Source organism: Burkholderia sp. AW49-1, from assembly GCF_053427845.1.
In genome coordinates this window covers 297,441-312,215 of the sequence record NZ_JBSAXF010000001.1, presented here as the reverse complement: position 1 = coordinate 312,215, position 14,775 = coordinate 297,441, and the positions used below count along the sequence as shown (strand labels likewise).

General features: G+C 63.2%; 11 protein-coding genes. 7 read left to right on the top strand and 4 right to left on the bottom strand.

The genetic code is table 11. The features are described 5' to 3' along the window. Positions 1–36: 36 nt before the first annotated feature. Entirely contained in the window at positions 37–1,107 is a 1,071-nt protein-coding gene (locus tag ACV22W_RS01300) for an AI-2E family transporter (protein ID WP_059689999.1), read from the top strand. 223 nt (positions 1,108–1,330) lie between these two features. Next, complete coding sequence (locus ACV22W_RS01295; protein WP_059525704.1) at positions 1,331–1,705, top strand: hypothetical protein; 375 nt, start codon at positions 1,331–1,333, stop codon at positions 1,703–1,705. Positions 1,706–1,744: 39 nt separating this feature from the next. Here the strand turns inward: ACV22W_RS01295 and ACV22W_RS01290 are convergent, their stop codons facing one another. Further along, positions 1,745–2,539, bottom strand: coding sequence for an SDR family NAD(P)-dependent oxidoreductase (locus ACV22W_RS01290; RefSeq protein WP_448017377.1), 795 nt, complete (start codon positions 2,537–2,539; stop codon positions 1,745–1,747). A 678-nt stretch (positions 2,540–3,217) separates the two neighbouring features. On the opposite strand from ACV22W_RS01290, the gene ACV22W_RS01285 reads away from it, so the two are divergent. The 5 genes from ACV22W_RS01285 (at position 3,218) to ACV22W_RS01265 (ending at position 11,825) form a co-directional block, all read left to right on the top strand. Beyond that, on the top strand, positions 3,218–5,716 hold the full coding sequence (locus ACV22W_RS01285; RefSeq protein WP_448017376.1) for a type VI secretion system Vgr family protein: 2,499 nt from the start codon (positions 3,218–3,220) through the stop codon (positions 5,714–5,716). A gap of 20 nt (positions 5,717–5,736) precedes the next feature. Then, positions 5,737–8,079, top strand: a complete 2,343-nt coding sequence (locus ACV22W_RS01280) for a peptidoglycan DD-metalloendopeptidase family protein (protein WP_448017375.1) — start codon at positions 5,737–5,739, stop codon at positions 8,077–8,079. After that, on the top strand, positions 8,043–9,302 hold the full coding sequence (locus ACV22W_RS01275) for a hypothetical protein (protein ID WP_448017374.1): 1,260 nt from the start codon (positions 8,043–8,045) through the stop codon (positions 9,300–9,302). The genes ACV22W_RS01280 and ACV22W_RS01275 overlap by 37 nt, the downstream gene beginning before the upstream one ends. After that, on the top strand, positions 9,299–10,654 hold the full coding sequence (gene tssL / locus ACV22W_RS01270; RefSeq protein WP_448017373.1) for a type VI secretion system protein TssL, long form: 1,356 nt from the start codon (positions 9,299–9,301) through the stop codon (positions 10,652–10,654). Before ACV22W_RS01275 ends, tssL begins: the two co-directional genes overlap by 4 nt. 322 nt (positions 10,655–10,976) lie before the next feature. Continuing rightward, entirely contained in the window at positions 10,977–11,825 is an 849-nt protein-coding gene (locus ACV22W_RS01265; protein ID WP_448017372.1) for an AraC family transcriptional regulator, read from the top strand. A gap of 91 nt (positions 11,826–11,916) precedes the next feature. Here ACV22W_RS01265 and ACV22W_RS01260 read toward each other — a convergent pair whose 3' ends face one another. The 3 genes from ACV22W_RS01260 to ACV22W_RS01250 form a co-directional block, all read right to left on the bottom strand. Further along, a complete protein-coding gene (locus ACV22W_RS01260; RefSeq protein ID WP_059690219.1) occupies positions 11,917–12,522 on the bottom strand; it encodes a LysE family translocator in 606 nt (201 codons plus the stop codon). Between the two features lie 94 nt (positions 12,523–12,616). Beyond that, positions 12,617–14,074, bottom strand: coding sequence for a heavy metal sensor histidine kinase (locus ACV22W_RS01255; RefSeq protein ID WP_448017371.1), 1,458 nt, complete (start codon positions 14,072–14,074; stop codon positions 12,617–12,619). Continuing rightward, positions 14,071–14,766 carry a heavy metal response regulator transcription factor gene (locus tag ACV22W_RS01250; protein ID WP_448017370.1) on the bottom strand — a complete coding sequence of 232 codons (696 nt, stop codon included), beginning with the start codon at positions 14,764–14,766 and terminating at the stop codon, positions 14,071–14,073. The genes ACV22W_RS01255 and ACV22W_RS01250 overlap by 4 nt, the downstream gene beginning before the upstream one ends. Positions 14,767–14,775 lie beyond the last annotated feature (9 nt).

Here is a 14,775-nt window from a genome sequence, read left to right as displayed (position 1 = left end):
CGCGAACCGCCATTTTTTCATTTCGACAGAGGTGCCATGCGCGCACATGTCTCGCCTTCCCAGGAATCCGCCGCGCGGCCGCGTGCCCAGCAGATCGCCCGCGCCGTGCTGTATGCGGCGCTGCTGGTGCTCGCGCTGTGGGTGATCCGCGATTTTCTTCCCGCCATCGCGTGGGCCTGCGTGATCGCGATCGCGTTGTGGCCGTTGCTGAAACGCTTCGAATCCGACAGCTGGTTTCGCGACCGGCCAACCCTGATCGCGACCGCGATCACCGCGGGCGTGTCGCTGCTGGTCGTGCTGCCGGTCGCCATCGCGCTGGGCCAGGCGATCTCGCAGGCGCATGACCTGCGCATCTGGCTGCACTCGATCCAGGACAACGGCATTCCGCTGCCGGACGTCGTCGGCCGGTTGCCGTACGGTGCCGCGCAGGTCACCGAGTGGTGGCAGGCCAATCTCGGTCATCCGCTGCACGCGGGCACCGCGATGCATGGCGCCAGCGGCGAGAAGTTCATCGCGTTCGGCCGGCAGTTCGGCACGAAGCTCGCGCATGCGCTGTTCGAGTTCGGCTTCATGCTGGTCACGCTGTTCGTGATCATGCGGGCCGGCCACAAGTTGTCGGGTGCGTTGCTGCAGGGCGCGCGGCGTGCGTTCGGCCGCGGCGGCGCGCACCTCATCGAACGGATGGTCGCGGCCGTGTACGGCACGGTGACGGGGCTGGTCGTCGTCGGGCTGGGTGAGGGCGCCATTCTCGGCGTCGCGTATGCGCTGGCGGGGGTTCCGCACGCGGCGTTGCTCGGCCTCGTCACGGCCGTCGCCGCGATGTTGCCGTTCTGCGCGCCGATCGTGTTCTGCGGCGCGGCGCTCTGGCTGTTCGTACAGGGCGCGACCGCGTGGGCCGTCGTGGTTCTGGCGCTCGGCTTCGTGGTCGTGTTCGTCGCCGAGCATTTCGTGCGACCGGTGCTGATCGGCAGCTCGACCCGCCTGCCGTTCCTGCTCGTGCTGTTCGGTATCCTCGGCGGCGCCGAGACCTTCGGGCTGATCGGACTGTTCGTCGGCCCGGCGCTGATGACGGTGCTGACGATGCTGTGGGCCGAGTGGGTCGCTTGACGGCGAGGCTCGTTGCGCCGATCCGGGCCATCGGCGCAACGGCATCGACGCGTGTGCGAGCCCGCGCGGCGCCTTCACGGTTCGCGACGATCAGGCGCGCGCCGGGTCGCGCCGAGCGCGGCGTCGGACACAAGTCTCTACATTTCTTTTCGATCCGGACCCAAAGGTCTAGTAGCATGGGGCTTTCGATCACGCCGGCATGGCGCGGCAGATTCTTCCAAGCATGCGATTGATTCCGATGTCCCGTCCCGCAGCGACGCTGTCGCTGGCCGCCAGCTGCCTGATGCTGCACGGTTGCGCGTGGTTCGACTCGTGGCTGCCGTTCTCGTATTCGCGCACGCCGCTGGCGCGGGCCGCGTCGCGGCACGGCGCGACGCGCGCCGACGTTGTCCGCGCGGGCGGCAACCCGCGCAGCGTGTGGATGGTCCGTAACGGAAGCGGCGTCTGCTACAACTACTTCATCGAGCACGGCAACGATCACCGGGCGTACTTCGTCGTGTTCGACAAGGCCGGTGCCGTCACGCAATACGGCTTCGATACCTGCATGGACGCCGACCGCAAGGGCACGCTTCAGTCCGACAAGGCGGCTTCGCGATAGCGCGGCCGCCATGCGCCGCGCGCGCGTGTCACGCAGTCGTCACGCGATCGTGTCGACCACGCCGCCGTCGACGCGCAACGCCGCGCCCGTCGTCGCCGAGGCCTGCGGCGAGCAGACGTACACGACCAGATTCGCGACTTCCTCCGTCGTTGCCGGCCGCTGGATGATCGAGCTCGCGCGCTCGCTGCGCACGAAATCCACCGCGACGTCGTCGATGCTGCGGCCCGTCGCGTCGGCCGTTTCCTTCAGCAGCGCGCGCACGCCCTCCGACATCGTCGGCCCTGGCAGCACCGAATTGACGGTCACGTTGGTTCCGGCGGCGAGTTTCGCGAGGCCGCGCGCGATCGCGAGCTGCGCGGTTTTCGTGAACCCGTAGTGAATCATGTCGACCGGGATGTTCAGGCCCGATTCCGACGAAATGAACACGACGCGGCCGGTGTTGCGCGCCAGCATCCCCTTCAGGTAGTGCCGCGCGAGACGCACGCCGGACATCACGTTCATCTGGAAGTAATGGGCCCATTCGTCGTCGTCGATGTCGAAGAACGCCTTCAGCCCGTAGATGCCCGCGTTGTTCACGAGAATGTCGGCCTCCGGCGTGTGCTGCGTGACGCGCGCGACGCCGGCTGCGTCGGACAGGTCGGCGGCGACGCCGTCGAGGTCCGCGCCGGGGACCGCGCTGCGCAGCTGCGCGAGCGCGGCATCGACCGACTTGTCGCTGCGTCCGTTGACGACGACACGCGCGCCCGCCTGCGCGAGCCCTTCGGCGATCGCCAGCCCGATGCCGGCGGTGGAAGCGGTGACGACCGCGGTTTTGCCTGTCAGATCGATGTGCATGAATGTCCCGGTTGGAAGAGGGAAGCGGAACCCGCCGCGTCTGCCGCGGCGGCCGAAATCAAAGCTTAGGTAAGCATCTCGCGTAGTGGATTGAGGTCCGTTGCGACGAAGGTGCTTCTAGACAATCTTCTTGGAAGGCGTGTAACCGAATACGAATGCCGAGCGGCTCCGACGCCCAAGAGATTTTGAAATAAAAAATCCGCTACACGCAGGCTTTTTGTTTGGGATCAGATTTTGACCATCCCGATAGAAGCCATATTAGCCAGAATCTGGCGCAGGTCAATCAATGTAAAGCGGCCGGGGCGCATTGATTCAAGGACAATTTTTCAGAATTGTCCGATTGTGCCTTGATGAAAAATGGAGAAATATTTGGGGCACGTTTTATTCGACAATTTCGTGTAGTTGGCTAGCCTGCTTGTCTGGCGCTTTAACAGCCACAAAAGTAAACGCCAAAGAGAAATCTGCATGAAACGAACGGGGTCGCGACACGGCGCAGCTTGGCAATGCGACCGATCACGGCGGCAAGATATTCGAGGCGACCCTCGATCTGAAGCACCGTGTATCACCGTCGCGCTTGACGGCCATCCGGTTGCGTGCCCGAAGTGTGGCGGCACCTTTCCTATCGTCGCCACCGGCAAGCGCGCCCATCGCGGCTGATTTTCTGCAAGGACCTACCCCATGCCTGACTTTCTCCAGTCTCGCACGCTGGCTGTTGTTGGCGCGGCACTGCCGGTATTCAACGGTACGCCAGTTCTGGTGCCGGCACGTCTGTCGGGTACCGAAACGCTTGGCGAGCTGTTCTGCTACACGCTCGAACTGAAGACCGCCGATACGCTGGCGTTCTCACCGAGCATCACTGCCAATGTCGATCTGGACAAACTGATTGGCACCGAGGTCACAGTGTTAGTCGAGATCGAGGGAGTCGGCAACTTTGTTCCCGGCATGCTGGGCAACACCGGCATGGGCAATATCGGCGCGGGCACACGTGAGATCACCGGCATGGTCACCTCCGCACGCTTCGTGCGCGAGGAAGGTCGCGCGATGGTGTACGAACTAACGCTGCGCCCGTGGCTGTGGCTTGCCACGAAGAACCAGGACTGTCGCCTGTTCCAGGACATGGATGTCATGGAGATCACGGACGCCGTACTGTCCGCCTATATGTTTCCGGTCGAAAAATGGTTGGCCGGGAATTATCCGAAGCGCGACATTCAACGGCAAAACTGGGAGAGCGATTTCGGATTCGTCTGCCGCCTGTGGCAGGAATGGGGCATCTATTTCTGGTTTGACCATGGTAACGGACATCACCGGCTGATCCTCTGTGATTCGATTGGCGCGCACCGACCGCATGGCGAGGCGTACCGTGTCATCCGCTACGAGGGGCCGGGTGGCAAGCATATCGATCAAGAGCACATCCATGAGCTGTCGGTAGAAAACCATCTCACGACCGGACGCGTCACGCGTGTCGATTACGACTATACCGGTCCGCGCGCAGACCTCACGAGCCGCGATGAAAACCCGCGCGACACCGCGCATGCCGGTCAGGAGCACTACGGATGGGGCGACTACGCGCAGCCGCAGGCCGGTGTGAGCGGCCTGTCCGGGGCGCATAACGATGCGACGCGCGAGGCGGACTATTTGGTGCGGGTGCGCATGGATGCGCTTCGTTGCCCCGGCCTGCGCGCGAAGGGACTGGGCAATCTGCGTGGCCTCGTGACCGGGCAGACTTTCACGCTCGAACGCTGCCCGCAGCAGGCGGCCAATCGTGAATATCTGGTCGTCTCGAGCACGCTTACGATTGAGGAAGTGGCCCAGGCGAGCGGTATCGGCCAGCACTACCGTTGCACGACGGAATTCGAAATCCAGCCCACGAGCGAAATATTCCGCTCGGCGCAGACCCTCACGAAGCCGCGCACGTCCGGCCCGGAATACGCGGTCGTAACCGGCCCTGCGGATCAGGAAATCTGGACCGACGCATATGGCCGCGTGAAAGTCCAGTTCCTTTGGGACCGGTTGGGAGCACACGATCACACGTCAAGCTGCTGGGTGCGCGTATCGTCACCGTGGCAGGGCAACCAGTTCGGTGCGACGCACCTGCCGCGCATCGGCCAGGAAGTACTGGTGGAACACATCAACGGCGACCCTGACCTGCCGGTGGTGACAGGGCGCGTGGTGAACGCGTTCAACCAGCCAGCCTGGGCGCTGCCGGACAATCAGGCGCTTTCGGGCTTCCGCAGTCGTGGACTGAAATGCGGTCAGTCGAATCACTTCGTGCAGGACGACACGAACGGCGAAATCCAGACGCAGCTATCGAGCGACTACGGCACCTCGCAACTGAGTCTCGGTTTCGTGCGGCGCATCCTTGGCAACAAGGGACGGCAAGACGCACGTGGCAAGGGCTTTGATCTTCGCACCGACTTGTGGGGAGTCGTGCGCGCGGCGATGGGGCTGCTGATCACGACCGAAGCGCGCAACGGTGCGCGGTCGCACGCGAAGGATATGGGCGAGACGGTCCAGCGCCTGACGCAGGCGCGCGACATTCACTTGAGCTTGACCAGGCTCGCTCAGCAGCATGAAGCGCAGCAGGTGGACGCCGGCCAGAGCGAGGTCACGACGGCGATCAAGGCGCAGAACGATGCCATCCGGGGCGGCACGCCGACCAGCGATGAGCCGCATCCCGAGATGAGCACGCCGCATCTGGTGTTCGCCAGTCCGGCCGGTATCGAAACCACCACTGCGGGCAGCACACACATTGCGAGTGACGAAAATCTTGCGCTTACGACGGGCGGTCACGTCGGCATTGCCGCGCGCAAGTCGTTTTACGCAAGTGTCGCGGAGGCGTTTTCGCTGTTTGTCCACAAGCTCGGTATCAAGCTGGTTGCGGCGTCGGGCAATGTGCGTATCGAGGCACAGGGCGACAACGTCGAGATCGTCGCGAAGAAGGTACTTGAACTGATGAGCACGACTGACTGGATCAACCTGACCGCGAAGCAGGGCATCCGATTGAACGGTGGCGGCACCGAAGTTGAAATCAGCCCGAAGGGCATTCTCGGCTTCACGGACGGCCAATTTCTCGTCCATGCCGATGACCATGCGACAGAGGCACCACAGTCGAAACCTGTTGATTTTCCGTCGTTCCCGTCCGGGAAAGTGAATCAGGCATTCCCGTTTTCGCTGTGACCATCGAGGAATCTTAACCAATGATCATCAGCCCACCGTTCCTGCCATCCCAACCGTCCGGGACCGGGCATGAAATGGACTCGGCCACCGCCGGTAATACTGTCGTGCCGGATCATGACATCTGTCAGTCCGGTATGCAGGAATGCGCTCCCGGTAACGGCGCCTATCCGGTGAGCTATAGCCTCGGTTGGCACGGCGGCCCTCATCTCGTCGCACCCAAGGCCGCGAACGGCCAGTCCGAGCCGGTGCGCGCAATTGCCGACGGCGAAGTCGTCTATGTCCGCCAGACCGACGCAAGCGAGAAGCCCGCGCTGCAATACCGCAATGTCCGCACTGACGATGGTTGCGTCGTGATCAAACATACGACAGAGATTGGCGAAGGCGATAGCGCAAAAGTCACCTTCTACTCGATCTACATGCATCTGCAAAGCGTCACCGTCAAGCCAGGCAAGCTTGTCTACCGTAAGGACCTGCTCGGTATGCCCGGACAGATCTATGGCCAGCGCGGCCAGATACATTTCGAGATTGTCAGCGACACGGCCAACCTGAAGAAGTTGGTGGGACGGACGACCGGACCGCTCACTGCAACGCAGGGCCGCACGGATGCGATCTACGGCGATATCTGGTTCAAGGTGCCCAAGGGCCTGAAGTTCTTTGCGAATCGGCCGCATCCTTACCGGCGCGATGATACTGAGCCTCCTCAAGGGCCGCACCCTTCGGTGCAGACACAGCCGGCTGCCGGTACGACGGCGGTCGATCTGCTCATCCAGATGCATTACGAAAGAGGCGATTGCACGCTCACGACGTTTACGCTGGCCAGCGACGGTCGTTGCGTTCGAGTCGGCGAACCGGTGAAAACACACGACTACGAGTACAGCCTGTACGCCGAAGCCATGCGTCTGAACAGGCAGTACCGCGATGGCAGCACCAATCCCGCCGCACCCGCGCCTGCAGCGCCGGCGCCCAGCCTGATTTACGAAATGCTGCGCCTTGGCCGTGCAATCGGCGAGCCGATGCCCGCAAACGTGAAATTCGGCCACTGGCGCAAGATTGCCACGCCTGATGGTACCGGCTGGATCAACCTGAACGCACCAAAGAAAGAAGGTCACCACGGTGCCACTCGGTATGCGGGAATCAGCGTCTACAGCGATGCAGATTTGCCACACTGGGCGGGCTGGAGCCTGATCGACGACGATGCGACACCCGATAGCCTGTGCGAGTCGTCAACGATCAAACGGTGGCTCGACCTCGACGGCGATGGTCAGGTTACGCATGCGGAAGCGAAAGAAGCACTGCATAGCGGGGACGTGCGGAAACGCATGGCACAGGCGATCTGCAAATTCCCTGTTGAATGGGCGAAGCAGGATATCGACGCGCGCTGGGGATGGCTCAAGTCGCCGCATGAGGCGCTGGCGACACCGCTTACCGGGGAAGACTTCCACACACTGACGGCGCACATCGAAGCGCTCGCGTTCTGGGAGGACATCCAGACTCCGGACCTGCCGTCTGCTGCCGAATGTTGGCACCTGCCGCCGAAGGCAATCATCGGACACCTGAGAAAATGCACATGGCTGAGCAAGGCCGAGATGCAGCAGTTGCTGCCGATGTATATCGTCCGCAAGGATGGGCATGGTCAACACCATTGGGAACCCGTTCCGCATAACGGCCGTACTGATGCAATTATTCAACGCTATCGTGTCGAACTAAACAAGTCGCTGCGGAAGTACGGCATTACCACGCCATCTCGCATAGCAGCATTTTTTGCTCAGGCGACGGTTGAAAGTGACTGGTTCAGGTCGCTCGAAGAAGGGGGCGGAAGAAATGCCGCATTGCATAACGGCTGGTACGGGCGGGGCTTCCTGCAACTGACCGCGCACCACGGCGACCTGAATCACGGCAATAACAACTACTACAACTACTTCCGGTGGCGTGGGCGCGCGCCAATTCCGATTCCACCGACCAGCCAGACTCTGCAATGGCGTCAGGATGTTGCTAATAACCCGGACGATGCCGCACAAAGCGCAGGCTTTTACTGGACCAAGCTCCAATTCAGCTCGTCCTCGCCTCATGCGACTGAAACTGCGTTGCAGTACGCGGACGAACTACACCCTAACGTGCGCCATAGCGTGTCGGTGGTGCATGGTCAGCAGGCGTACTACAGCAACGAAACTGCACGCAGGACGGCCGCGATGGTTAACATTCCGGGCGCGGTCTATGGCCACTACACTGTTAACGGACTTACCGATCGTTATAGCGCTTATGCAAACGCGCTCGTAGTACTAACCGATACGCCATCATTTCCCGATGCACATGGAGTTGCGAAAGAATGGCCGGAAAACTTCCAGCGGAGAACTTCGTGGTAAAGCTTTCAATATTGTTTGGATGTATGGCCCTTCTATTTCTGGCCGCGACGTCATCCGCTTATGACCCAAAGGTGATTTCGCCGACCGTGCACGTGGCGAATGTCGGTGCCTGCGAATTCAAGCTTACCGATACCTTTGGTGGAGAGTTGAGAGCCAATCCTAGCGGCTCGCCCCCCTATGCTGACTATAACGTGGAGCTAAGAAGAGAGACTCTTCCGAACGCCTTCCATATTCAGTTTGGATGTGACACGCGCCCTCCGGTGCAGGTTTGCCACGAATTCGGTGGTGTGGAGCATACCGCCCACGGCTGGGTCGCGTGGGATACCTTGGATCAGGGGCCGCCTCCCAAAGCCGCTCACGTAGAAGTGCGCGAACTTCGCAGCGTCAATGGATCAGGCGCGGTGCGTATCGAAAGCGATACAACGGGCGACGAGCAAAACCGCGGCAGAAATCTGGCCTTCTGCCTAACGTCACTCAGCGGAGCAACCTTATTTGGAGGAACGTCTGTCGATGCTCTCTACGGCAAACACAAAAGCGTCGAGCCTGAAGTCATGCAACTCCTGCGTAGTATCGAATTCATTGATACGTCAGGCGATGGCGCTCGCGGTGCATCGGCTACCACCGTGCATGATGAACAGCCGACCAAGGAAGTCAAGCAGATTGTCGTTACCACGGATGGAGTTCAATGCCCGATCAGACTTGTCGATCCTTATAACGCCCGTGTTACCGAAACGAGATATGTACTCGACCGCTTTCCGTATCGACGAACGGGGCTCGGGGAACTTTATCTACAGTTTGAGTGTGTGAATTCTAATGACGCTGAGGCAATCCGAAATATCGTTCCCGCATCATTTGACGAAAACGGAAAGCAATGGAAAGAGGATTTTTCTGCGTTGTCTGCTGAAGACGTAGCCTTGCTGAAGCCGGTCACTCGGATATTTCCTCTGGAGGCAGCAAATAGCACGGGCATCGCCGTAACTCAAGAGCAGACGAACGGTGATCCAAAGACGCGTGACCGCCGGTTTGCGTTTTGTTTGCGCCATCCCCCGGTCGTGCTATGCGGCGGCACACCACAAATCGCTCGTCCCTTTTACCAGAAAAGCGATCTCTTGCCTTTCGCTCTAACCGTAGTCAAATCGATAGAGTTCATCGACGCGCCAGACGATGGCGCTCGCGCTGCATCGGCTGCGACTCCATCACCGGCAGTCATTTCGCCTCAATGACCTTCGGGTCAACGCCGCCTGTGTCGCGTTTTTCCCGCTGCGTTTCAACAATCCATCAAGAGAGCCCGCGCTGCGTGCCTGACCGCACCCGGCGCTATACCAATCATGAAACCATGAACACTCAACCCAGCGAAGCCTCAACACCGCCTGACACGCCCAAGGAGATTCCGCCGCCCGAACCTTTCAGCGAACGCCTGGCAGCGGTTCGCGCCCACCGGAATCCCTTGCTGGAAGCGGCCCGGCCGCTGCTGCGCGTCCAGGCGGATATGCCGAAATATCTTGATACGGACGCTATCCCCGCGCTGCGCTCGCTGCTCGAGCAGGAGATGCGCATATTCCAGAAGCTGTGCGAGCAGGCGAATATTCGGCGCGATCACATGATCGGCGCGCGTTACTGCCTGTGCACGGCGCTCGATGAGGTAGCGATGCAGACGGCCTGGGGGCAGAACTGCGAAAACGGGGTGGCGTGGATCACGAACGGCCTCGCAACAGTCTTTCACGAAGACCGTCAGGGCGGCGACAAGATTTATCTGCTGATCGGCCGGCTGATGAACGATCCGGACGAACACCGTGATCTGCTCGAAGTGATCCACCGCGTACTGAGTCTCGGCTTCGAGGGCCGCTACCGACTCGAAACGGACGGTCATCGCAAGCACGAGGCCGTGAGGCAGCGGCTCTACGATGAGATCATGTCGCGGCGGGAACCTGTGCCGGTGGAACTGTCGCCGAACTGGCGACCGGATACGAATGGCAGGCGCGTGTCGTTCTACAACTTCCCCGTATGGATCACGGCCTCGGTGCTGTCGGTGATCCTGCTGGGCATGTATGGCTATGACAAGTACCGGCTTGTGAGCCGCGCGGCCGAAGTCCAGAAGCAGATCGCCGACATTGGCCACACGGGGCCGCCATCCGCATCGCAGGCCCTGCACCTGAAACAGCTGCTGAAAAGCGAGATCGCAGCGGGTACCGTGAGCGTCGATGAGGATCCACACCGCAGCTCGGTGACGGTCCGGGGCGATGCGATGTTCCCGCCGGGCGGTGCGTCAGTGAAGGCGACGGTCGCCCCACTGATTGCGAAGATTGCGGGCGAGATCGCCAAGGTGCCGGGCCAGGTGACGGTAACTGGCTACACGGACAACATACCGATCCGCAGCCGCCAGTTCGCGTCGAATCAGGCACTGTCGCACGAGCGTGCGACGCATGTGATGCAGACGCTGCAAGCTGCTGGCATCCCGGCCAATCGTCTCGAAGCCGTCGGCAAGGGTGATGCCGATCCGGTCGGCGACAACAAAACGACGGATGGGCGTTCGCAAAACCGACGCGTTGAGATTGTCGTCACGCGGCAGAGCTAAATCGCAATGCCTGTACGTCGAGGGGCTACGTGTTGTTCACGCAGAGATTCGGACGGTGGCGGCTGCAGGCGAATCCAGGGGCGGTTTGCGAGTTGACCGTGACCACCGCTTCTGGATTCGACGACATGCTGCGATGCCGTTGGCCGCGCAGATCGAAGTGCAGAGTTACCGGCTGGAAGAGGGAAACGGAACCCGCCGCGTCTGCCGCGGCGGCCGAAATCAAAGCTTAGGCGATCCGGCCGCGAAGCGTCGGTTCGCGGTTGCATCGCGCCGCGCAGTCTTGTACGGTGTGCGTTCGCCATCCGATCCGGGAGCCCGTCGCGTGAGCCGTTCCGCCAACCCCCTCGCCGCGCCGTCGCCGTTCTGGCGCGACGCCGCGCTGCCGTTCATCGAGGCGCGCACCGTCGACGATGGTCGGACGATCTGCTACGCGAAGCACACGCACGACACGTTTTCGCTCGGCGCGATCATCGGCGGCACGAGCACTTACCTGAACGGCGCGACGAAGGAACACGTCGGGCGCGGCGTGCTCGTGATCATCGATCCGGAGCAGGTGCATGCGTGCAATCCGTATGGCCCCGACGCGTGGGCATACCGGATGATCTATGTCGACGTACCCTGGCTCGCACGACTGCAGCATGCGCTCGGGCGCGACCCGAACAGCGATTTTCGCGGCTTTTCGCCGAAGTTGACGCAGCGGCGCGACCTGTTCGCGCAGTTCGGCGGCTTTTACCGCACGCTCGTGGCACCCGGCGTCGATCCGCTCGGCAAGGAAAGCGCGGCGGTCGAATTCTTCACGCGGCTGCACGGCGCGCTCGATCGCGAACTGCCCGTCGACACGCGGCGCGCGGCCGACAACGCGAAGCTCGCGCGCGCGGCCGACTACATCGCCGCGCATTGCCGTCAGGCCGTCACGCTCGATGCAATCTGTGCGGCCGCCGACCTGTCGCCGTCCTACCTGATCCGCGCGTTCAACGCCCGCTACGGGATGACACCGCATGCGTTCCTGGTCGACCGTCGCGTGCAGTACGGCCGCGCGGAACTGCGCCGCGGCCGGCCGATCGCCGAGGTCGCGCTCGATGCGGGTTTTGCGGACCAGGCGCATTTCCAGCGCGCGTTCCGGCGCATCGCGGCCGCCACGCCGGGCCAATATCGAAGCGCCGCGAACTGAGCGACGGAAGGGCCGGCGCATGCCGGTGCCGCAGCGGGCCGTGACGGCTCGCACCGCCGCCCGCAGCAAAAACCCGTTCGAAACGACGACGCTAGACGTCGAGCAGATAAAGCGCGCTGCCGGCGAGCAGCAGTGCCATCGCGCGGTTGAACAGCCGCATCCGCCGCGCATTCGCGAGCCAGTGCCGCAGCGACGCGCCCGCATACCCCCAGCACGAGATCGACGCGAAGCAGATCACCAGATACAGCGCCGCGAACTGCCACACCTGCGCGCGATCGCCATCGGCCGCATACGCGCCCATCGCGGCCACGCATGCGAGCCAAGCCTTCGGATTGAGCCATTGCATCGCCGCGCCGGCCGCCGCCGACGGGCCGGCGACGTTTGGCGCGTCCGGATCGGCCGGATCGGTCGACAGCCGGCCGTCGTCGAGCGCCAGCCGCAGCGCGAGGTAAAGCAGGAACGCGATCCCCGACCATTGGGTGGCCGTGGTCAGCATCGGCCAGCGGGCGAGCGCCGCGTGCAGCCCGAGGCCGATCAGCAGAAACAGCGCGACGAAGCCGAGCGTCGCGCCGGCCGCATAGCGCAGGCTCGCGCCGAGACCGTGGCGCGCGCCCGCGCCGAGCGCGACGATATTGACGGGACCGGGCGTGATCGACGACGCCAGCGCGAACGCGGCCATCGAAACCAGCATGCTCATCATGTGTCTCCATGCGAATGTGAAAGTCGCATCGAGACTAAAGAAGCCGCGCGTGTCCGTATTGAAGAAAACTGCCCTCGGCGGCGCGGTGCCGTCAGTGCATCGCGCGCGGCGCGGGTGTCGGTCGCAGCGCGTGCGGGTCGCTCGCGTCGCCCGCATCGTCCGTGCGCAGCGGGCCGATGCTGCACGCCTGCGTCGACACCGAGAAGCCGAACGTATTGACGCCGCCCGAGCACGCGACGAACACGCTGCCGCCGTGCATCTCCGCGACGGCCTTGACGATCGACAGCCCGAGCCCGTGGTTCTCCTTGCTGTTCGCGCGCGCTTCTTCGAGCCGGTAGAAGCGCTCGAACACGTGCGAGCGCTGCACCGGGTCGATCGGCTCGCCGGGGTTGGCGACCGACACGTCGACGAGCGTGTCGCGCGGCGTGATCGTCACGTTCAGCGTCGCCCCGGGCGCCGAATGCTGGATCGCGTTGATCAGCAGGTTGGTCATCGCGCGGCGGAACAGCGACGGGTCGACGGCCGCGCGCGCATCGCCGTGCAGTTCGGCGCGCAACTGCGCTTCGTCCAGCGGAATCTCGAGGAAGTCGAGCATGCGCCGCACTTCGTCGGCGAGCGACACGTGCTTCAGGTCGGTCGCGCGCTCACCGCGATCGCTGCGCGACAGGAACAGCATGTCGTTGATGATCACGCGCAGACGCTCGAACTCCTCGAGGTTCGACTGCAGCGTCTGGCGCATCCGGTCGACCGAGCGGTCGCGGCTCGTCAGCGCGACCTGGGTCTGGCCGATCAAAATGCTGATCGGCGTGCGCAACTCGTGCGCGACGTCCGCATTGAATGCCTCGAGCCGCGCATAGGTCTGCTGGATGCGCTCGAGCGCGCCGTTGAACGACGCGGCCAGATCGCGCAGCTCGGTCGGCAACGCGTCCGTGTGCAGCCGCTGGCGGCGGTCGGTGGCGTTGATCGCCGCCGCGTCCTGCGACAGCCGTTCGAGCGGCGCGAGCCCGAAGCGCGCGACCGCGCGGCTCAGCAGCAGCGTGACGACGGTGGCGATCGCGATCAGTGCGGCGAGCGTCCACACGAAACGGCGCAGCATCCGCTGCGTGCGCTCGCACGACGACGCGACGATCAGCTTCAGGTCGGGGCGCTCGCCGCTGCCCGCGATCGGGACGGTCTTCGTCATCACGTCGTAGCTGCTGTGGTTGAGCGCGTATTGCTGGAACGCACCGAACGGCTTGCCGACGGGCACGCCGTCGACCGGATGACCGAAGCGGAAGTTGGCGTCGGGGCTGTCGATCTGGTAACGCGTCGACCCGTCGGGCGGTTCGAGATCGGCGAGCTTTTCCTGCATCAGGCGGCCGCGCGCGGCGGTGGTCGCGTGCGACACGATCATCTGCGCGACCTTCGCGCGCGTGTCGATCGTCGCGCGCAGTTCGGCAAACAGCTGGCGCTCCATCATCACGAACAGCCCGCAGCCGACCAGCGTGAACACGAGCAGCGACACGATGCCGAACATCGCCGACAGACGCAGGGTGATCGAGCGTTTCATGCGTGCCTCTCGCTGTCGGCGTCCTCGCGCGCTTCGAGCACGTAGCCCATGCCGCGGATCGTGTGCAGCAGCTTCTCCGTGAAGGGGCCGTCGAGCTTCGCGCGCAGGCGCTTGATCGCCGTCTCGACGACGTTCGCGTTGCTGTCGAAGTTCACGTCCCACACGAGTTCGGCGATCGTCGTCTTCGAGAGCACCTCGCCGCTGCGCCGCGCGAGCACGCCGAGCAGCTGGAATTCCTGCGCGGTCAGGTCGAGGCGTGTGCCGTCGCGGGACGCGCGCCGGCCGATCAGGTCGACGCGCAGGTCGCCGATCGAGATCAGCGTCGATTCCTGCACGCGCGCGCGGCGCGTGAGCGCGCGCAGCCGCTCGATCAGTTCGAGGAACGAGAAGGGCTTGGTCAGATAGTCGTCGGCGCCGCCGCGCAGCCCGCGCACGCGATCGTCGACGCGGTCGCGCGCGGTCAACATGATCACGGGCGTCTGCTTCTGCGCGCGCAATGCGCGCAGCACGCCGAAGCCGTCGAGCTTCGGCAGCATCACGTCGAGCACGACCACGTCGTATTCGAATTCGACGGCCTTCCACGCGCCGTCCTCGCCGTCCAGCGCGGTATCGACGACCCAGCCTTCTTCGGTCAGGCCGCTTTTCAGGTATTCGACGACTTTCGGTTCGTCTTCGACGATCAGGACTTTCATGGGTGTGTC